Source organism: Kocuria carniphila (assembly GCF_004136555.1).
GTDB classification, from domain to species: Bacteria; Actinomycetota; Actinomycetes; order Actinomycetales; family Micrococcaceae; genus Kocuria; species Kocuria carniphila.
In genome coordinates this window covers 158571-180495 of record NZ_NOIT01000005.1, presented here as the reverse complement: position 1 = coordinate 180495, position 21925 = coordinate 158571, and the positions used below count along the sequence as shown (strand labels likewise).

General features: G+C 59.5%; 7 protein-coding genes. 1 reads left to right on the top strand and 6 read right to left on the bottom strand.

The window, feature by feature from the left end; translation table 11 throughout:
- Positions 1-78: 78 nt before the first annotated feature.
- Positions 79-3234 carry a DUF3320 domain-containing protein gene (locus EWV37_RS05445; RefSeq protein WP_129700306.1) on the top strand — a complete coding sequence of 1052 codons (3156 nt, stop codon included), beginning with the start codon at positions 79-81 and terminating at the stop codon, positions 3232-3234.
- Between the two features lie 400 nt (positions 3235-3634).
- Here EWV37_RS05445 and EWV37_RS05435 read toward each other — a convergent pair whose 3' ends face one another.
- From EWV37_RS05435 to EWV37_RS05410, 6 genes are all read right to left on the bottom strand, one after another.
- The gene (locus EWV37_RS05435) at positions 3635-4306 is read right to left on the bottom strand and encodes a hypothetical protein (RefSeq protein WP_129700303.1); all 672 of its coding nucleotides are present in this window, start codon (positions 4304-4306) and stop codon (positions 3635-3637) included.
- 49 nt (positions 4307-4355) lie between these two features.
- The gene (locus EWV37_RS05430; protein ID WP_165189273.1) at positions 4356-6725 is read right to left on the bottom strand and encodes a 3'-5' exonuclease; all 2370 of its coding nucleotides are present in this window, start codon (positions 6723-6725) and stop codon (positions 4356-4358) included.
- Positions 6726-6739: 14 nt separating this feature from the next.
- Entirely contained in the window at positions 6740-13246 is a 6507-nt protein-coding gene (locus EWV37_RS05425; protein ID WP_129700299.1) for a DEAD/DEAH box helicase, read from the bottom strand.
- A 2-nt stretch (positions 13247-13248) separates the two neighbouring features.
- A complete protein-coding gene (locus tag EWV37_RS05420) occupies positions 13249-17985 on the bottom strand; it encodes an Eco57I restriction-modification methylase domain-containing protein (protein ID WP_238663078.1) in 4737 nt (1578 codons plus the stop codon).
- A gap of 24 nt (positions 17986-18009) precedes the next feature.
- Positions 18010-20901 carry a helicase-related protein gene (locus EWV37_RS05415; protein ID WP_238663077.1) on the bottom strand — a complete coding sequence of 964 codons (2892 nt, stop codon included), beginning with the start codon at positions 20899-20901 and terminating at the stop codon, positions 18010-18012.
- Between the two features lie 130 nt (positions 20902-21031).
- Positions 21032-21517, bottom strand: a complete 486-nt coding sequence (locus tag EWV37_RS05410) for a hypothetical protein (protein WP_129700296.1) — start codon at positions 21515-21517, stop codon at positions 21032-21034.
- Positions 21518-21925: the final 408 nt, after the last annotated feature.

Genomic DNA, 21925 nt, shown 5'->3' with positions numbered 1-21925 from the left:
CGGGGTACTTCCGTGGTGCGACCATGCCGCCCATCCTTCCGGGTTAACGATGTCTCCATTAAACCCGGGGCGATTCACATGCCCGTCGAACACCACCGGGAAGTCTGGTCACGCTCCCCTCACTGGGCAGAGGAAATGCAGTCCTTCGTCACCGAGGTCAACCAGTTCATCTTTGACTACGGAAATCTTGTCGAAGCGTTCCGCCCTGAAGCCTGGAGCGCCAATCCGGGATTGCTGCAGGAAAAACTGAACGAGGCTTCCCGAAAGGTCCTTGGACGCAAGCGAGCTCAGGAGGCCGTTCAGCAGGATATCGAGCGGCTACTCTTGCCTGCCTCGATTGGCCTCGTGGGTGACCCCAAGGTCTTCCTCAACCACGTGGACTGGGTCCAACAACGCGCACGGGCACTCGATGCCACGGGTGAGCGTTTGCTGCCAGCCGGCATCAGGTGGACCGTACGCAATCCACGAACCTCTGGTCTTCCAGCAGACGTCCTTGAAAAGTCCAAGGCCGTTGGAGAAGTGCGCCAAGAATTCTCCGACGAAGACCTGAACGCAATCATCCGCGGCGGCATGCGAGTCGACGTAGGCCAGTACACCCACGCTTGGAATGCTCTCGTTCAGGCGCTGGGAGCCACCCCGGAGACACTGAATCGCTGGCAAGCGGGACAGGACCTCCCGACCGCCATTGATCACGCTGCTCCGCAGTGGCGTGACCAGGCCGAACGGGGTCGCACCGCCGGGCTCAGGAGATTCCAAAAGGCCCAGGCGGCGATAGATGAGCTCGAGAGTCAAGGCTTCGCCACTCTGACGGCGGACCTGTGGCACGGGCGAGCCTCGGCCAGAGATCTCTCAGCCAAGGTTCGGCTACAGGCAGCTCGTGAACAGCTTTCTACACAGCTGGATGAGACCGATCTTGCACGATTCGATCCAGAGAACCGTTCCAAGCGGGTCGACCAGTACATCTCTCTGAGCGATCGAGTACGCTCCAACCTCCGGACAGAGCTCCCGGCCAAGTTACTGCGAGAACGTGGCCTCAACAAGGCCAACCCCACGCCTCAGCAGATCCAGCTCCGTCGCGAAATCGATCGCAAACGAGGCGGCAGCATCCGCCAGATGATCGAGTCATCCGAAGGCGCGGTACTCGATCTGACTCCCTGCATGCTCATGAGCCCGGCGAGCGTGGCAAAGAACCTGCCCATTGGGTCGGTTGAATTCGACATCGTCATCTTCGATGAGGCGTCACAGATTCGCGTAGCTGATGCCATCGGTTCAATGGCTCGAGCACGTTCCGTGGTGATCGTGGGCGATTCCCAACAGATGCCGCCGTCGTCCATGTTCGCGTCGAGCGGCTCGGATGATGACGAGTCCGCTTCTACCGAGGGTCTGGTTGCCAGCGATCAGGAGTCCATCCTGTCTGAAGCGGTCAGCGCTAATCTCGATCGGAAGATGCTCACCTGGCATTACCGAAGCGCAGACGAATCGCTCATTGCCTACTCGAACCGCCGCTACTACCAAGGGGATTTGTCTACCTTCCCCGCGCCTCCCATTGACCGGCCCGGTTACGGAATTCGTTTGGTTCAGGCCAATGGCCATTTCGACGGCGGCGACAGGAAAGCAACACGCACCAACCAGGTCGAAGCAAACCTCATTGTCGACGACGTTCGACGCCGCCTCGAGGCAGATCCCGAAGCCTCCATTGGTGTGGTCACCTTCAACATCCAGCAGCAGACCTTGATTCAGGATCTGCTGGAAGACCTGCCGGATGAGGCGATTCGCGTGGCCATGGCACGTGAAGAGGACCCCTTGATCGTGAAGAACTTGGAGAACATGCAGGGTGATGAGCGTGACGTCATCTTGTTCTCCCTGGCCTTCTCCCCGGATCCGGAAACAGGTAGGTTGCGGCTTCAATTTGGACCGGTTTCTGCTGAGGGTGGCCATCGCCGGCTCAACGTGGCAATCACCCGCGCACGGCGTGAAGTGGTCATCTACGCCTCTTTCACTCCGGAACACATTGATCTCAACCGGACCAAGTCAGAGGGTATGAAGCACCTGCGTGAATACCTGACCTTCGCCCGGGAACACTCGGATGCTTCTTCCCTGCTGTCCGATAAGCACACCACTGAGCTACACCGGCAGGATATTGCCCAGGCACTTCGCGACGAAGGACTAGAGGTTCACGAGGAATTTGGCATGTCCAAGTTCCAGGTGGATCTGGCTGTCAAGGATCCCGACTCAGAACAGTGGTTCGCCCTCATGCTGGACAGCCCCCGTTGGGCAGCAAGGGCCATTGTCTCCGATCGCGATTCCGTACCTGCCCAGGTACTCACCCGAATGGGCTGGGCTGAGGTCCTCCAGGTTTGGCTGCCCAGCTGGTGGATGGATCGAGACGGTTCTTTGCGGGCGATCCGACACAAGATGGATCAGGCCGAAGAGCGGCTCCGAGAGACTGTGCCTTCCCCTGAGGAGCAGCCGAGAGTTGAAGATGTGGCTGAAACCGTGGCAACGGTGACTCAGCCGGCTCAGCAAACCGTGAACGCAGTGCAGAATCTTGTCACGCGAGAGGAGGCTACCGAAGTAGTACCTGAGCCCCAACAACGAGAGACGGTTCAGGTCACTGAACGGGTGCAATCCGTAGCTCCGCCAGCGACTGTTCGTTCCCCTGAGCTCGTCCACACAGAGCCATTCCACGCCGCTAGTAAGGGGTTGGTCGGGGACAGGAAAACCCTCGAGGAGCTGTCACTAAAGGCGAACCGCGAACTTGTCCGAGAACTCCTCCTGGAAGTGATCCAAGCTGAGGGTCCTGTGCTTGCAGACCGGCTCACCAGCAACATCGCGGCCAGATTCGGTATGCAGCGCATTAAAGGACCGCGGCGCGACCAGATTTTGCGGTGTCTGCCCAGCCATGTCACAAGCACCAAGACAAGACTGGGTAAGTGCTATTGGCCCGACGGTGCGGACCCTGCCACGTGGAATCTCGTACGCACAACGGAGAACGGTGGAGAGAGCCGCCCGGCCGACGAAATCGTCCCGCAGGAGATTGAGAATGCTGTGATGCTCGTCCTCCACGAGTCAAATGGGATCTGCACGGAGGATCACATCAAGCGTGGGCTAAATCGCTTGTTCGGGTACAACAGGACCGGAAGCGTCATCGCCCAGGCCTACAGGGCAGCTTTTGAGTCTTTGGAACGACAGGGCAAGATCTTCGTCGTCAATGACCTATATCGTTTGGCGTAAATCCACCATTGTGTAGACCGCGGTTCGAGCGGGATGGCCGCGGTCTACACACTTCGCACGGAGGTAATCATGGCGAGAGTACGGTCCCTCGAAAAGGGCACACAGAACGTTCGACCTCACCCCACCACGGTGGACTGCCACTACCAAGTGGTCACCTCCGAAGACGGGCCACTGCTGCACTTGACCACTTTCGGTTCAGATGACCGCGCCAGTGCGATGAAGAGCAGTCAGACGTTGCAGCTGGATGAGGCGATGGCCGGCGAACTCTTGAACGTTCTATTCAGCACATTTCCGAACCTCAAAAATGAATCAACTTCGTATTCAACAACATCTGCAGCCGAAAGTAGCTCATTTCAGGAGAGGGTGTAGTGGTGATCTGAATTGCCCCGCGCCTAACAGCTCACTGTCTTTCAGCATGAACCCAGACAGGCTTCCAGAAGAAATTCCGGAGATCAGATCCTCTTGTCATCAAAAGCTGGTCATTTCCAGCCGAAGCATCGATTAAACTGCTGATTCGATCGAGCGCGCGCCCTTCCAAGTCACCCCGTTCAAGATAATTGATCGCTACTCCACCACCAGAATCAACGGGAGCAGATAAATTCACTAAATATCGGCCCGGGAAATCATCAATGGCTTCCCTCACCCCTGGCAACGTCGCAATCAAATCCCTCAGCGTCAAGTGATTTTTAGAACTATTTTCTGCACACCGAGGAATTACGAGATCAATTTGCAGGATTTTTACCTCAGAGGCTCCATCAAGTACCCCTTCGTCAACTTTTTTATTTTTTCGTGCCTTAATGCGACTTTCGATATGAGCCAATAATCCTACCCCTCCACCAATTTCGAAACCCATACGAATCATCTCAAAAATGGATAGATCACCGCCCGCCGCCGCACCCTTACCACCGAAGGGTGTGACATGGGTTTTATAACCCATCTTCTCTATCGCATCACAAAGGCTGCGCTCCCACGCGGCAGAGTTCCCCAACCCTGACTGCACCATTACGGACACATTAATTGCATCATCGGCCATTTTGGGAAATTCTGAAAAATTCGATTCTGCCCTCACCATGTCAAATTCCTAACTAGTCGCCAATTCCACTGCCTGAATAACGAGGTCGTTACACTACCGGCAAATACGGACTAGCCTGCCGACTCCACGAAATCGCCAACATGTCGCGCGCACGCGTCGCGCCTACGTACAGCAGTGAACGCTCCCGCAGGCTGCTGTCCTCGCGGGCCTGGTCGTCGTAATCACTCCCCTGGAAGAACTTCGGAATCGCTCCCTCGCTCACCCCGAAGAGCACCACGCGTGAGAACTCCGTCCCCTTGGCTCGGTGGAGCGTCATAACGGCGGGCGTTCCCGCCGGAGCATCCTGCTTATCGACCGGGGCAACTTCCACACCTCGCTCACCCATGGCCTGAACCACGGCATCACGCTGCTTCTTGGTGCGCGTAAGCACTCCGAGGGTGTTCGCTTGAAGACCAGAATCTTCCAGCTCGGCGACCCACCCGTTCAGCAGTCGCGCGACTTGGTCGTACTCTTGGCCGAGATCCTCGGCTGGCAAGAGGAGAGGCTGCGGGCCCGAACGACTGGAGATGTACCGATCTTGGCTCTGCTCCGTGGACTGCTCGGGCTGATCTCCCTCGACCTCGTCCAGGTCGTACGAACCACCAGCGAGCACCTGGAGCGCCAGCTGCAGATTCTGCTCGGTAGTGCGGTAATTCAGCCGGAGCCGCCGGGAACGGCCAACGATCTTGATCCCGTAATGCCCCAGCACGATCCGGTTGCCGTAAATGCGCTGGTTTGAGTCCTCGGCAATGAACAGGTCATCTGGCCCAGAAGCCACGACAGCCCGCGCAAGTTTCCACCGAGTGGGGGTGAAGTCCTGCCCCTCATCGATCAGCACGTGGTCCGCAACTGGAGCGCCAGAATCACCGGTCAGAAGGGCTGCCGCGACAGCCGCGGCCTCGTCCCAATCGACTGACTGGGATGCCAACCCGTCGTCTCGGTACTGCTTGATCCCCTGCCACACGGCACGGCGCTGCTTACGCCCCAGCCGGGATCCGCGGCCACTTCGAGGGGCTCGCAGGTAGTCAATCTCTTCGGTGATCTCACCCGGGAGAATGACCTCCTGGTATTCGGATTCGAAAAAGGGAACCACTCGGAGAGATTCAGGCAGGTCACTTCCCGCAGCGTCGATCGCGTCCTCCCACGGGCTGCTCCCGTATGAACCGCCGCTGCGGAAGTCAGGCTTCCGCCGGATTCCCCAACCAAGCACTCGCTCCATGGCCTTGGGCAGGGACTCATTCCCGGCCGCATCACTCAGCACTCGGTGCGCCACCTGGTCCAGGGTGAGCACGCTGATTCCGGGCTCACCCAGGTTCTTGGCCATACGAACATCCGGACCCAAGGATTTGATCTGATCCGCGATCATCTCCACGAGATTTCGGGTGTACGTCACCACCAGAATCCGAGCTTCGGGGTTCTCTCGAGACAGACGCACGGCACGGTGCACCAGCACCACGGTCTTACCCGTGCCTGCACCACCAGACAGGCGGAACGGTCCGGTGGTCTTCTTGTCCACGTACTCTTGCTGGTCGGGGTGCAGGAACAACCGCCACGCCTCAAAGTCCCCGCTCGTCAGGGCCTTCTCCAAGGCCTCATCGTCTTCGATGAGGTGGAACTGAGACGCCGCCCGCTTCGCGGTAGCGGCCCGAACCACAGCCTCAGTATCGGATGGCACACCCACTTCCGTGCCGCCCACTGATTCATCGCCAAAGTCCACCGCAAATTTGCCGCGGACCTCTTCGAGTGGCTTACCGATTGCCAAATCGAGCAAAGCATCAGACTGCCATCCACCCACACGTTCCAGGAAGCTCAGCAGCTGTTCCTCCAAGGGAGCCCGTGAGGCATACACGGCAACGGCTTCCTCGATGCCAAGCTGCTCCATGAGTTCCTCGGCTTCAAAACTGGCCAGAGGATTCGGCGCTGGTGCCGGCGCGGTCGCTTCGGCTGCCTCGGCGGTTTCTTCAGCCGCCGACGACGCCGCCTGCTCACCTTCCCCTTGATGGGCCGCCAGCATCTCGGCAGCTCGAGCTTCGACCAATGCCTTGAGCTCGGAGTCCGTGTATCGGCTACCGCTTTGACCTTCAGAGGGTTCGGTCTCGCGAATTTCTGCTGCACCGCTGGTGGGATTCACACGTGCGTACGCCTTGCTCGCCACCACATAGGCTTGGTCGTGCGCATAAACGCCGTACAGCAACAGCCAGTCGCCCAGATCAAAGAGCACCATCCGGTGGAAATCATCCACACGGGCCGTGCGAACACGGTCATCCGCGCTGTTCTGAATCGGCTCAAGGTGCAGACCATTGGTGGTCGTGTCTTTAAACAACTTTTCGAGAGTGGCGCTGACCTTGCCCGAGATCGACTTGTCATAACTCGTGGGAAAGCCACGGTCCAGGATGAGCTGTTTGGTCTGGTTTCTCATGGGTCCACCGTTTCTCATGCGTCGGTCTTCAAGCGTTGCAGTAGTGCCTGTTGAGCGGTCTGAATATCCGGACCGAGCACGGTCCATTCGTCCGACACCACGTGTTCGAATTGCTCAGCAAGGTTGGACTCGCTGAGCCAACCAATCCGCAGTTCAGGCCAGGCAAGATCCACAGGGATGCCCTCATACTCTTCGCCCACCTCAGGCAGCGGCATTCCGTATCGCCCGGCAATCTCGAGCATCTGACGTTCTCCGGGAGTCAGCGCATCGTCAATGAGCTCGTTCCAATCCGGAGTGAGTTCGACGGTCCCTTGTCTGACGCTGACGTCCACGGGCCCCAGAACCTTTGCTCCTGCATCCTCCGAAGTGGTTACAGGGTCTTCGAAGGCCTGCGCCAGGAGGCTCACCAAGGATTCCTGATCGGCCGAATGATCGTCGATCCAGCTGGACAGGGAACTCTTGGTCTCAATGAAGGTTGTTGAACCGGCGTGCAGTGGTTGCCGCAGGTTGGCGAGCGCCAGCCATTGTCGCCACTCAGTGTCGAAATCGAGGGAGCGCAAAGCCGTCTCGTCATCGTCTAAAACCACGGCCAAATGATTCGGTGCAGTCTTCACGGTGCCCATGATTGTCAGCGCGCCCAGGCGACGAATCACACCCTGTTCGGTGGCTCCTCTGGGGGGTTCCGGCAGCCGTTCGTTCTCAGGCGTTTCCGCCACTGCGAGCGCGTGATTCGCCAAGTGGTCTGTACTTACCATTTCGGGGCGGCCCGCAAACAGCAGTAGATTCAGGTGCTGCGATACAGCTCGCTGAAGCTTCAGCGGGTCTCGCCCAACAGCGGTAAACAAGGTCAAGAGCTGATCAACGGGATTGGCACTCAGATACTTAATCCCCGCATCATCGATCCCGCCATTCTTTTTCACCGCGTTGACGACTCGAGCATTCATTAGCTCGTCCACTAGCGACCGCGCCTTGGTGCCGTCGCGTTGGGCTTCCTCGAAGTTCGTGAGGTCCCGGTCGGTGACCGCGAAGACTAGATATCCCTGCTCGCGCAGGATTCGGCGTTTATCTGCGTCATCGCCCGCTCGATTGTGTTCAGTGCTCGCGTGGTATCGCTTACCGTCAAGGTAGATGGCGGCGCCCCTCACCCCGTGATGGCCCGGCCAACTCAGCAGAGCATCGGGCTGAGTGTGGTTCAGGGTGACCTGGGGCGCATAGGAGTACTTGACGTTACCGACTACTGCGGAGAATCCTTCCCCGCCATCGGTAGCCGTTTCCGCCACGTGCGCACCGGGAATCTCAGCGACGGCTGCCCTAAAGACTCGGCGGAACCGCTTCTCCAGATTCGATTCGAAATCGTCGTGTGCGGGCGCATCGCCTTCCACAATTCGCCAGCTCATGTCACCTTCAGAGGCCCCCGGTCCAAGGATTGCCTTCAGGATGTCGACGGCGCGCACTCGGCTCAGATTCTCCCGCTGCGAAGAAGGCACATGGGGCATGAGACAGCGGAAGCATGCAGAGCGCTCTTCATCCCGGCAGGGGCATTCCAACAATCGTTGGAGGGCTGCCTGGAACAACTTCCAGAGGGATTCGGGTGACGACAATTCGGCAAGGTAACCGGTGCCACCCGGCACCGCATCGAACAACAGCAAGGATTCAGCATTGTTGCGGGAGGTGTCCGAGACGACCTCCATGCCCAGGTGGCTGACCTCGCCCCCAAACCGCTCCCGCAATCCGAGCATGATGGCGGCATAAAAGCTGATCAGTGAGTGACCCGAGCTGTCTTCGCTGATGGAAGGAGGCAGGCTGATCATGACAGATTCGGTAATCAGCTCACGGGAGAGCACCACTGAAACGGCCTCGGGGTTCTCCGCCTTGCGCTGGGTGCACCACGCCTGGTGCTCGTGGGGATCGTTCTTTTGCAGGTCCTGTTCGAGGTGTCCACATTCGGCACAGATCGTGAATCCGCCAATGCGTTGTTTTTGCCCGGCCAACACAGCTTCACGCGCGCCCTCTCGAGGGCGCCCTACGTTGAGCCGTGTTAAACGAGTCCCCCGGCGGAATGCCACGCCCAGACCCGTGCCTTCAATAGACCAGCGTGCACGGGTTTCGGAGTCCGCAAAGTCCGGGATGGTCAACACTTCAAACTGGACACTTCTGCGGTCCTCTGAGGTGTCACCGATCTTGGCCCGGTTCAACTCCATTGTGGAGTAGACCTTGGTCAGCTCCACGACTCGAAGGTGTTGCCCTTCATCCGCGATCCCGGGTTGATGGCACTTGGGACAGGCGGTCAACCGATCGACCGCGGAGATTTCCTGGCTGTATCCGCACGCGGGGCAGAACGCCAGCCGATGCACGCCGGCGCCCGCCGTTCCCAGATCCACGGCGTCGATCGTGAGTTCGTGCCCGCCGGCATAGAAGTGATTCCCCGGTGCGAGTTCGGTGAGCGCGGTGAATCCGGAACGCTCAAAATCGGCCGGCACATGCTGCCAATTGTCGTTGTCATCCTGGTAAATGAGCGTGACGTCCAGGCTGACGGCGTCGTCGAAAAGGGTGAAGTTAGGCAACAAACCGAACCGCTCGAGAACCCCGATCCAGTGCTCGTGACTCAGCTGGGATTCCTCTGCCCGGAGGCGGGCCTGACTTCCAGAGAGCCGGCGTTCTTCACGCGCTCGAGCTTCTGGGTCTTCGATCTCCCCGAGCTTCCGTTCCTGCTGATCCAGCAGCTCTTGTTGGCCTTCGAGCTCTTTGGCCATAGAACCGTCATCGTCAGAGGTGATGACGATTTCGCCGCTCTCAATTTTCTTGAGAAGGTCCGTGATGCGTTGGCGCCTGTGCCGGAGGGCATCCTTTTCGTGGTGCCACCGTTGAACGGCCTTGGTCACAGCAACTTCTAGACCGCTGGGTGCATCGCCAGGCTTGCTTGCCCACTGTCTCAGAGCATTCGCAGCCTCTTCGGTGACCCCCCGCCGCGGGTCATCACCCACAGTAAACGCGGAGAGAAACTCGTCCAGCCGCTTTTCGGAATGGTAGTGAGCATCAGCGAGCATCTCACCCAGGAACGTCCCGGGCCGGCTGGAGCGCATGATGGAGGCGCTTCGAGCGGGCTCAGGCATACCGTCGTCGCCAGCCATGCGGTCCATGAGGAACGCCGTGTACTGGCGGTGCAGGATTTCCTCGGCGGAGAGGTAAGCAGCGGGTGGACGCACCGTTCCGTTCACCATGAATTCGGGCTCAATGTACGCGGAACCTCGGCCACGGGTAGACATAAATGCCAGGTTCAGCGAGTTACCCGTGAGACGACCCGCGCGGCCCACTCGCTGCAGATACGAAGCGACCGTGTCTGGGATGGAGGCCAGGATGACCGTCGAGAGGTCACCAATGTCGATACCCATTTCGAGAGTGGGGGTAGCCACCAGAACGTTTGGGGCACCGGGCGCTGATTCGCTGTTCTTGAACGCGTTCTCGTACTTCAGCCGGGTGTCCGCTTGCAACAGCGAGGTGTGCTCGCGAGCAATGACACGGCGCATGTCCCCGGAATACAGAGTCCGGTAGTAGCTGTCCCTCTGGGTGGCCCACCGGAGTTGCCCGGTGCATCGGAAGGTCGTGCAGGGGCCATCGGCAAAGGACTCCAGAACACTCGAGATGCCCGTGATCGACTCCCCACAGGTAGAGCAACGCAGCACCTGGGCTGGTGCGGGCACTCGTGACATGACCACGCGGTCCGGCTCCAAGCCGTACGTCTCCGCGGAAGTGCGTCCATGTTCAGACACCGGCACGGTGTTGGTGATGCCAGCATCCGCCAACGCAGTGAACAAGGGCTTCATCAAATGCCCCGCTGTGCTCCGTTCCACCTGGAGACTCCGCGCGGTCCAATCCACGAACCAGCTGCGCCGATCACTCGGGTCGGTGAACTCGCTCTTGTCTTTCAAACGACCCGTGGCTGGAAAATCTGGCGAACGTCGGCCGGGCGGGAAAGCGGGCATGACATCCTTGGGCCTGCGGCCACCCCAAATCTGGTACCTGAGCCCGCCCTTCTTTCGGTAGGGCAACAGCCATTCATGCGCGATGGCTCCACTGGTCCGCATGCGCTCGAGAACACCCCGGACCCAGATCTCCGCCCGGCCTCCGCTCGAAATTCCATCGCTGGCCACATCGATGGTCATTTGGCGTGCCGCACGATCCAGGACTTGTTGTCCTACCAAGCGCAATTCTTCCGACGAGGCGCTTACGGAGGCCGCCGCGGTTCCCGTGGAGGCAAGCGTTCGACCGTACGCCCCGACCAGCCCGGCTTCTAGCTCGAGGTCGAATTCAAGTCTCTTGGCCACGTGCTCGAGCGCGCGACGTCGTTGTCTGGCCGGTTGCCTGTCATCCCAATAACCGCGCACCGGCCCGTTCTCTGCAATGGATGGATGCAGTAACCGATAACGCTCTTCCGGAGACTCTGCGGCCGTCATCATCCGCTCTGCGATTTCTCCGAGCGGTAATGGTTCATCGGTCAGGGCGGACTCAATGGCCGAACGCAATGCCAACGAGTGCGACCGCGCCTCCACGAATCCGGCGCGGTGCGCGGCATCCTGCACGGAGTCCGTAAAGACCAAGGACTTCTTCTCGTTGGGATCCAGCCCCGCCGTGCCGAACAGGCTGGACAGCGCTACCGACAGCAGCGTGGCGGTACTGGAACCCACAAACCGGATCCCGTCCTTCTCCTTGCACGAGGGGCAGGTGTCGTTGTTGCTGAGCTCCTCGGCTTCCAGACCGATGTGCATGAGCACCGGGAGGGTGTCCACGTCAGCTTTTTCTTCCGACGGCGGCTGGTCGTCAATGCTCCGTCGTTCTGGATTCAGATAACGCAGCCGATCGTCCTGTGTTGGATCTCCACCCGGGCTGGAAATGAGTGCCCGGAATCGCCCCGTATGGCGCACGTGTTCTTCACGGATACGCCGCGGTTTCACAATCAGATCGGACATGCCCGTCAACGCCACGCCCCAGCCCGAGCGGCCACAATGACGACAGTAAATGGCTGGCAGGAAACTGCCATCGTGTGTGGTGCGGTCATCGCTCCAGGAGAAGGCGGGCACCGGCGACGTCGCTCGGTCCAGTCTCGAGACCTCTCGCGTCCACAGGTGGGTTTCGATATTCGGGAAACTGTTCCGCGCTGCTTGCGAGCGCACGTGTGAGAGCGCCGCACACAGGGCTTCGATGAACCTCGCCCCGGTACCGCGTGGTTCCAGATGCGGAGCCAGCTCACGGCTCAGATCTTCAACGGTCGTCGCCTTGGTTGCCGAGTCCAATAGTCGGCCAACGAGCGGGTGGGCAAGGAACAGGTCACGGACGCCCACCGCGTCGTTTCCTCGCGTCGCAGATACGAGCTGGCCGTCCACACTGGTCCAGAGAACGTCGAGAACGGCAGCCGCCACGTCGCGTGGGTCCGGAAGTAATCCACCGTTGTTGTCGGGCATCAGCTCGAGGAGGCCCTGAAGCTGACCGGGCGTGGGCCGGTCTTCCGCCTGTAGGCCGGTCAGATCCAGGCTCTGCAAGGCTTGATCGCGCAGCTCGTCGTGAGTCACTCGACGCTCAGTCACCACCGCGTCCGTGGCGAACTCGACGCCGAAGATCGTGGTCGCGAAGTCAGCCACAGGTGCGATGTCACTGTCATCGCCCAGAGTCGCCGACGTTGCCACCGGAACCAACGGCGAGCGCTTCGGGGCAAGCCGCTTGAGAAGCAGTTGAAGCCGTCGGATGAGCAACGCGACGTCAGTTCCCTGCGCGCCGTTGTAGGTGTGGAATTCGTCGAGAACCAGGTAGCGCAAGGACTGCGCCGACAGCTCCCACAGAGGCCGATCCGCTTTCCTCAAGAGCAGCTGGTCCAGCATCTTGTAGTTGGTCAGAATGATGTCCGGGACGGATGACCGAATGGTATTTCGGTCCTCGATGAGCCCTTCCGCGGTCATGGCCGTGCGCGGAGCTCCGGAATGCTCACCCGTGTACAAAGCGGCTGTGACGCCACGGAGGGCAGGATCATCATGGATCATGCGCGCCAGTCGCCCGGCCTGGTCATTGGCCAGGGCGTTCATCGGGTACAGGATGATGGCTTTAACGCCGTGTACGCCCGCACCCCGAGCTCGCACTGCGTAGTCCAACAACGGGTATAGGAATGACTCGGTCTTACCTGAGCCGGTACCCGTGGTCACGATGGTCGGTTCCGGAATCCGCAGTCCGTGTTCGTCTTGGTCCCCTGGCGCCTCTGGCGACGTGGTCAGACGCTTAAAAGCCGCTGCCTGATGCGAGTACGGCTGAAACCACTCCGGCAGCACATCGAGCGGAGGAGTGCTGCTGTCCGCTTTGAAGGGCAATCGGGTACGAAGGAACGGACCTCGGAAAATCCCCTGCTCGGGATCCGTGAGGAATGAGCTGAACGCGTCACGAGCGAACTGATCCGAGAACTCAATCGCTGTGGTCACATACTCCACTAATGCGGATTGTGTGGCCTGCGCTTGAAGCGTGGGTAACAGTTCGCTCATGATCAAATACTTCCGTTCTCCAGGCGCTCCGCGAAGGTTGCATATGCCCTTCGCAGGTCCGCCTCACGATCGAGAATACGGAACGGTTCTGGCGCCGTAATTTCTCGACCCGAGGGGTTGATGTACGTGCGGTCGTTTTCGCTCATCCCGTATTCCGGGCGCCCCGCCTTGTTCCACACTGTGCGCAGGGACGAGGGAATCAAGCGGCCATCATCGTCGTAGATCTTGGCGCGCTTATCCTCACCGCGGTCGTAGGTATAGAGCACGCCGAACTGGGTGCGGTAGATCGTGCACAGCTCATCGATGGACACTCCGGTGACGTGAGCCATGATGGCGTCAATCTCAACCAACGCCTGACGACGGTCCTCGTCGATCCGCAACGGCGTATCCGGTGTCCATTCGCCGACGACGTCGCCCAGGCGCGGACGATTCGCTCGCTCGCGGCCGCCTGTCCACGAGTCTCGCCTCATGGCCGGGCCCCAGCATTCTTCCCATAGTGGGGCGTATGCGTCGGTGAGGCAGTTCAAGCGAAGAATTCGAAGCAGCGCCGCAACAGCCAATGGGTGATCTTCAGGAATCCTTGGCAGCCGGTCGATGGCAGATCGGAAGATGTTGTTACCCGCAGTTGCGCGGACTAGAAAGTCCGACAACAACGACGACATATTAGCCGTAGCTAGCGCCAACGTTTTGTCGTTCCCTGGGAAGCCGAATGAGAAGACCCCATCGATCGTTCCTGTTCCAGGGGGGAACACAGCAGGAATTAATGTCCTCTCGCCAGTACTGGCCGCCATACGTCGCCACATCACACGGAACTGGCTGCGCACCGGAACTCGCTGAACCTCACCGGGGTGGTGCGGGTCCTGGACCTGCCACGATCCATAGTCGCGGTCATAACGCTCCGTAGACACTGAACCGTCCACATCAGTTTCGTGAATCGGTTTGTATTCGGTGACGGGCAGAGCGTCTGGATCAAGGGTTTCCAGGTCCACTGTTGAATAGTCCTGGTTGCCCTTCATGGTCTTATTCCGCGACGCATAGAACGGATTACCCACGTGGAAGTAGGGGCCCTGAAGAATCACATCGTTCCAGGAGTCCGCGCGTCCCCACCGGCTCTCGAAGTAGCCATCACGTCGAGCACCTGTCTCATGCCACCCACTACTGAATTGCGGATGACGCTCACGCAAAGTAGAAACAGACGTCAACTTCTCAAGGACGTTACCCGCAGATCGGTTCACCGAGAAGACCATGCGCGTTTGACCAACCGGAGTCTCAGCAGAGCCGGATTCCATTAGCGAGTGCCAGGTACGAAGCACGCTCTCATCCACATGTTCGAGACGTGAAGCATGGGGACGCAAGTCCCACTTGCCCAGCTCGTTCTTAAAGCCCGGTTCAGGGCCATCCCCGTTGTGGACCAGTGACCCAACGACTGTTGCCGGGTGATACATCGAAACAGCGTTAAGAAACTTAGGCGTCCCCTCGGGCCCATACACATTGACGCTATAAGAAACGAGATGGTGAACCTCCGAAAAAAGCTGCACCTCGTTAATGAAATTCCAATGACGACGCAGGTGCCGATACGAATGTCCTCGTAGCGTGTATCCACGAGCATCGGTCAGGTGAGTTGGGGGATGGATCAGGGTGGTGTGCCCTCTACTCGACGCGTGTCGCCATGTCTGAGCCATAAATGCCCGATAGAGGTCAGGTTGGGTTCCTACAAGCTCTGGATACTCCCCCGCCGACCCTACAAACTCCGCCAGTCCAGCGGTATCTCGGGCACCTAGAAGGAGTACTTTGGCAGCCCCTGGGAGCTCAAGCGACCAACTCTTGCGGCTCTTATTTGCAGCTTCAGATGGCTTGTCGGTCAGCGTCCACCACGGGTCGCTCTCGCCCAATAGTGCCGGCACATCTAAGGTTGGCCGGACCCACGGCGGGTTTCCTACCTGGAAATCAAAACCACCGCGCGCAAAGACAGCTGCGAAGTCCAGCTCCCAGTGGAAGAAGCGCTGATCCTTGGCAATCGTCTGCGCCTGACGCAGCCAGGGGGTCTCTTCGAGGAGTCGATCAATATTCGCCGCGTTTTCGGCCGGAAGCATCGCTTCGATGCCCTCAAGCGTTTCCCACTCCGAGTCGTTCTGGCCGAAGTATTCGGACTGCTTTCCGCGTCGTCCTTCGAACTTCTGCCCCACAATGCTGCGGATGACGGCGAGCCATTCCTCAAACTCCGGGGGCGCCGGCTGACTTGGATCCTGAGTGACCGGCCAAAACCACATGGCGCACCAAGCGTCCATGACGAGTCGCAGACGCCGGTACGCCGAGTTCGGGTCACGCAGAGACGCCTCGATCTCCTCGCGGCTCACGTCTCCGCCGGGTTCCAGGTCCGCGCCCCACACATCAATTGACCGACGGGACTGCCGTTCGGCCTCGACCATGCGGCGTCTGGCAAGCCGCCACAGGTCATCGATCCGTTCAGTGAGAGACTGCAGCTCCTTGAGCTGCGTCTTGTTTGGTCGCTTTTGAACGCGCTTGGCCCATTCACGAAGCACCTTTGCCTCGTCGGGGGCAATCTTTTTAATCTCGCTGTTGGATCCAGCGGCGCCCCATCCCTCGGCAGGCAGGAGGAAGTGGAAAATGCCGGTCTCAGAATCCACCGTTCGGCCCAGTGGCACGTGGCGCGCCGGGGTCTGCATCCGGTCCTTGGGAGTGGCTTTCTGAACCACGCTGGCGTCGTACACGGAGTGCCGCGCTCCCACCAAAGAGTTACCAGACCGCAGTCGGAGGCCAAACCACGGACCCCTTAACCCGCGGGACATCGTGTCCAGCCAGAGGGACACTTCAGCGAGCTCCACGGCCGTGGGATTCAGGTCCACGCCGTAGACGTTGTGCAGAGCGATGTACGCCTTGGCCTTCTGAAGCTCAGCCGGATATTGCTCTGGATCAATTTTCTGATCCAGCTCTTCTTGCCGCTTGGTCAGATAAGCGTCTGCCAACTGTCGAACGGCTTCAATGGCGAATGCGCCAGAGCCCAATGCCGGCTCGCACACGGACATGCCAAGGATCTCCTCGGCAGACGGATCATCCGCGAGCAACTCTTCCAAGCCCTGCTGCACCGTGAATTGGGTGAGGACTTCCGGCGAGTAGTACGAGGCTGACTGCTGCCGCTCTCGCCCCGACAACCGGAACACGAATTCGCCATGGTGATAGGTCCGGGGTGTTTCTCGGCCCAGGTCATCTTGGATCATGACCAGGTGTTCACGCAGGTCCTCGTCGAGACGCTCCTCCGGGACGACCCATGACCCATCAGACGCGTCCCCGTGACGAGCCACTTCGATCAAGGCGCCGTTCGCGAAGGAACCCGTGTAGCTCATTAGCGACTCGTAGACCGCGCCCAACTGGTTAATTCCCAGCGCGACGTAACTAATGAAGCCCCGGTCCCTACCGCGTCGTTCCTTGGTGAGCAGCAAGTTCTGGAGAACCCTCTGCAGCGCCTTATTACCGAGCTTCACGTCGTTGATGAGTCCGGTTCGGTTGGGGCGGAACAGATCGGATCGGAGGGCTTCGAAAGTTAGGCCCTCGCGAGCGGCGTCGTCGTCGTCTTGTTTGTCACGGGGTTGGTGGCCACTCTCAACCAAGTCGAAAAGAACCTGGAGGGACTCGTAAAAGTGAGTGCCGCTCTCGGAACGAGACGTCAGTTGCTTGAGCGTCAGATCCCGCAGTCGATCTACTGAATACCCAGCTTCGTATTCCGGGTCACCCGTGGGGACCACGCCCAGTTCGGGGCTGGCCTCTGCATAGAGCAGGAACAGGATCCGGTAGAGGTACCGAAGGGACTGCACGGCAAGCGTCTGAGCCTGCTCATCAGGCAAGGGTGGCAAGCCTTGTGTTTTGCGCCGGTTCACTACTTCGTTGGCGATGATCTCAATGGATTCCCGCACGCCGTCGCGGAGGTCTTTAGAGACACCCACAGCGTTGCGTACCGATTCTTCGCGGCGTGCGTCCCACCAGATGACTCCGTTTGGATCAGGGGCCAGCGACGACGCGGAGAGGCATGCCAGGGCGCGCTGGATTTCGCCACCGGACTTGGAATCACCGCGGTCGGCCACCGTCTGAAGATCAACGGTGAGATAGCGGCCCTGCGGCCAGGCATCCTCGCTGGTAAGCACGGCAGTGCGTCCCGCCACAACCAACATGTAACGCGGGGGTTGTTCCGCGGAGACCAACGCCGAGAGTAGGGCGCTGACGGAGGAAATAGGGTCGGTTGCGCCGGCGCCCTCATCACCGGCATCGAGAACGACGTCCTCCACGAGTAAACCCGTGTTCTTTGAAAGCAGCTCTTCGGCGGTCTCCGCGGCCACGGCATCGATGATTGCGATGGTGGGTTCAGTGGTATCCAGCGCCGAATATAGGCGCAGAGCACCGTTGTCCTGGTGCGGAGCGGTGTCATAACCCAGGATGCTTCGGATACGTTCCGCGGCAGCTGAGGACGACTGGGCTAGCGCATCACGCCGTTGCTGAATCGTGGCGGACTCATCCAGCTCGGCCGCGCGAGAGTGCAGCTCAATCAGCTGTGACAGGAGATCTTGCCGTGCACTAGTAAACCGTTCGAGGGGACTCTGCCAGGATACTGAATTCTCTGACTCGTCCTTCCACTGCTTGACCAGGTTCTTGGTGGCGCCGAAAAAGGTTCCGGAGTTCTCGTCAGCCGTGAAGTAAAACTCGCTGATCCAGTCGTTGACCACCACAAGGGCATCGCTCGAGGGCATGAATCATTCTCCTTCTGCTGGCACGACAACGAGCAGCGGACGTACATACGTGCGGTCAGGCAGCATTTCCTTGGCCAAGCGCCGCTCTGCCTCCACGGCAGATCGGGACTGGCGGAACAGTTGAGTTTGGGCACCGACACCCTGGGCGCCGCGTTCCCACTGGTCCATGCGTTCCACCCATGCTTCGGCTTGCTCTTGCGCCAATGTGCGAGCGCTCCCGGCGACCTGTGAATCCACGTAACCGCGGGCGGTTTCCACGGCTGGGGGGATCAACCGTTGGCACTGCTCAGGGTCTCGGACGGGCACACCTATGGTTTCGGGCCCCAGACCAAGTGCTCTAAACATCTCGGCTTCGTTCTCATAGGACGAGGGCAACGGAAGATCCCCCATAAAGGTCACGGTCAGGTGAGCCACGGAAATGTTCTGCCCGCGTTTGTTCGTGACAACTCCCTGGACCACGACCGTGGGGGACGTGACGTTGCCCTGAACCGCGAAAACCTCTTCACGGCCAAGGTGCGCCAACGACCGATCGGCCAGCCAGTCCAAAACAGGGTGCAAGGGCGATAGATAGTGAGTGTCTGGCCAGGATGTTCCGTGCGTGTCGTTGAGCGCAGCGGCGAGTCGTGCATCGGCGGTGACTCGATCAGGCGTGAGCTGCATTCGGTCCAGCACACGACGTTCCTCGAGATACGACTGAGGAAGGGCCATGAGGCGCTGCCTCAGGTCTTCGCTGGGTTCGAACGATAACGCTTGGATCTGATTCGCGTTATTCCAGTCGATGCGCAGAGCGACGCCGCCCCCCTCCCGTTCACGTCCCGGTTCGCCATACAGCTCGGTGAGGCCGCTCAGGAGATACTCGACATCCGAGTCGAACAGGCCGGTGCTGCCTGTCTGTACTGACGAGGCGACGGGCGTGACGTCGGTGGCGCGAGCGGCGTCGTCGTTCTCGTCCTCAGAGGAAGCCTCCATTAGGACCGAAAGCCACTGGTCCTGCTGCGCGACCGCCTGCTCCGGCGAGGGGATCGCCTCATCGAAGTCTTTGGCGCCGCGCAGGACCTCGATGATGGCGTCCTCTTCAGCCTTGCCCGTGTACTTGCCCATGAGAGAGGCGGAATCGCCGAGTTTCTCATGCGCTTCACGCTCGCGCTCGACCAGACGGGTGAGAACACGCATGTCGCCGGTGAAGCCATCCACACCGTCCAAGTCGAGGAGGAGCGTGGTGATCTGCGGCGGGTATTCCTGGCCGTAGCGGTCGATACGGCCGTTGCGCTGTTCGATGCGGATCAGGGACCAGGGGATGTCGAAGTGGATGAGCTCGTGGCACTGCTTGTGAAGGTTGACGCCTTCCGAGGCGACATCGCCCGTGACAAGCACGCGAATGGGACACTGTGATTGCTTGAAGGACTCCACGATTTCCTGCTGCTCCACGTCGGTCAGCCCGCCGTGGAGGATGCGGACCTGATCATCCTTGAGCTTGAGATCGCGCGTGAGGTTCGCGCGGAGCCATTCCAGCGTGGGGACTCGCTCAGCGAAAACGACGGCGCGTTCCGGTGAACGCGGACCGATCTGCTTGCTCTTGAGCTGGGCAACGAGCTCGCGGTACTTGCCGGATCGTGGGGTGCTGCCGTCCTGCGGTAGGCAGGCATTGTTGAGCTCGCGGAGACGTTCAAGTGCTTCTCGTTCGGCGCCGGCGGCCTGGTTGTCCTCGATGGTGTGGAGGCGTGCGGAGATGGTTGCTTCGAGGGCGACAGGCGATGACAGGAACGCTTTGGCGAGTGTCCAGGGGAAGAGCTTGGATCCCTTACCCGTGACGGGTGCGGATCCTTTCGGGTGAGTCCAGGTTGCGGCGATCTCCTCGCCGACCGCTAGCTCCTCGGGACTGGGCTCGACGGCGATGTGTCGCGGGTCTTTGCGCTCGGCCCATTTGTCGCCGACCTCGTTCTTCACCGAGTCCGAATAACGGTGACGTCGGATCATGAGGTTCTTAACGGCGCCCTGGCTGATCTTGCCGTCCGCGCCGACACTCGTGGGTTCGAGAAGGTTCAGGAGCTGGGCGAAGGATTCATTGCGACCGTTGTGCGGAGTGGCCGACGCCAAGATTAGGGCATCCGTATTTGGGGCAAGGGTGTGGGCCAGCTGATTGTTCTGGGTGGACTGGTTGGTCACGTTATGAGACTCATCGATGACAACGGCGTCCCAGTGGTGCCGTCTCAAGTCGTGGATGAACCGATCCTGCTTGAGGGTGTCTATCGAGATGATGACCTTCTCAAAGAAAGTGAACGGGTTGCGGGTGGCCGGCAGCTTTTGCTTGACCTGCTGGACGCCCTCCGAGTCCAGACGGACGAACGGGATGGCGAAACGGGTCCACATTTCGTGCTGCATCTGTTCGAGCACGTGCCGCGGTGTGACGATGAGGATCCGGCGACCGCGGCCTCTCCTGATCAGTTCGGAGAGGATCATGCCGATCTCGAGCGTCTTACCCAGACCGACGGCGTCTGCGATGAGAAGCCGGGTGCGGAGTCTGGTGGGCTCGAGTGCTTTCTCCACGGCTTCACGCTGATAGGACAACGGGTCAGCAAGTGCGGTGGAAACCATGACCGGACGTGGCTCGGAAATGGGGAGGGAAGTCTTGCGAAGCGTGGATTCCAGCCACAGGCGTGACTTCACATAGTGGGAGCTCTCGTCCGCGACTACTCTCGTGTTCGCAGGGTCCGTGGTCATGACCTTGTCGATGCTCGTGTAGAACTGCGCGGTGGTTCCCTCGACCAACTCGCTAACTCCCCTGACGGTGAGTAACTCCCCGTCTGCCGTGTGATCGACGGAGGACACCAACCACTGCTCGTCCCTGACAACAACGATGGCGCCGGGGGCGATGTCGAGCATTTGGTCGGTCACAGAGGTCTCCGGGGGGTTGGGGGCACGTCAGGGGTCAGTCTATAAAGAGAAGGCTAACTGGTGGGTCAGGTTCCCCAGAGACACGGATTGCATCAATGTATGCAGATTTATCGGCTTTGTGAAATCAAATTCATTCAGCTGGACCAAGCATAAGTCGACAAGCATCCCGGTACACACGCTGAGCATCTTTCAATTCTAACGAAGAATCCTTATTTCCGTAGTAACGATTAACAAGGGCACGCTGAAGTTTTTCTGCGGCCTCAACAACTGCATCATCTGCCAGCAATGCTACGGAAGCAAAGGCCGTATTTAAACTGTAAGAATCGTAGTCTTCGTAAACATCTCCCGGCGAAGATCCACCATAACTTGGATCCTCTTCAAACCCAAGAATTGCATATTCCTCCTGTCGAATCGCCTCTTGGAAGGAAACTACCGCCTCCCGCCGATCCCGATACCGGCTTTCTTTCGCCGCAAAAATTCGCTTCCGCTCTTCTTCTCCACTGAGAAAACTATGTTCTTCTCTATTCGCACGAGCTGAATGCTGGTTCGACACCAGTAAGGTAAGTAAGGAGGCAACAATAGGGGCCAACACTGTAAGAAGCAAAGTCCAGTCCATGCCTTCACATTACATCAATTCAAAAATCCGAAGGCAGAGTCCAGGAGCTTCATTAAAAAACAAATTTGACAACCAATGTGGGCAGCAGATTTATGCCGTCCTGGCGACTGAATATTACTAAAATATCGGCCTGCCCCCTCTATATATGGGTAGGCCTTCACGGCAGTCTGGGAGGCTCACCACAAGCCCAACACTCGCTATCCAGATGGACGCGGTAGGCCGTGGGGAGTTCGCTGTCGCTCAGCGTCGGGTCCTGGGGACCACACTCCACCAGCCGGCTGACCGCGCTGTCCAACAGCGGGCAGCAGCTGCACCGCGGTTCGTAGCCGCCCTCCCAGTCCTCACCCTTTCCAATCAGCGGCCGGCACGTGGCGGCCCAGGTCGGACGGCCACGGACCATGGTGGCCT

What these genes read in the sequence shown, in the direction of transcription:
- EWV37_RS05430 (WP_165189273.1), bottom strand. Translation starts at nt 6,725, where the DNA reads ATGAGAAACCAGACCAAACAGCTCATCCTGGACCGTGGCTTTCCCACG.
- EWV37_RS05425 (WP_129700299.1), bottom strand. Translation starts at nt 13,246, where the DNA reads ATGAGCGAACTGTTACCCACGCTTCAAGCGCAGGCCACACAATCCGCA.
- EWV37_RS05445 (WP_129700306.1), top strand. Translation starts at nt 79, where the DNA reads ATGCCCGTCGAACACCACCGGGAAGTCTGGTCACGCTCCCCTCACTGG.
- EWV37_RS05435 (WP_129700303.1), bottom strand. Translation starts at nt 4,306, where the DNA reads ATGGTGAGGGCAGAATCGAATTTTTCAGAATTTCCCAAAATGGCCGAT.
- EWV37_RS05410 (WP_129700296.1), bottom strand. Translation starts at nt 21,517, where the DNA reads ATGGACTGGACTTTGCTTCTTACAGTGTTGGCCCCTATTGTTGCCTCC.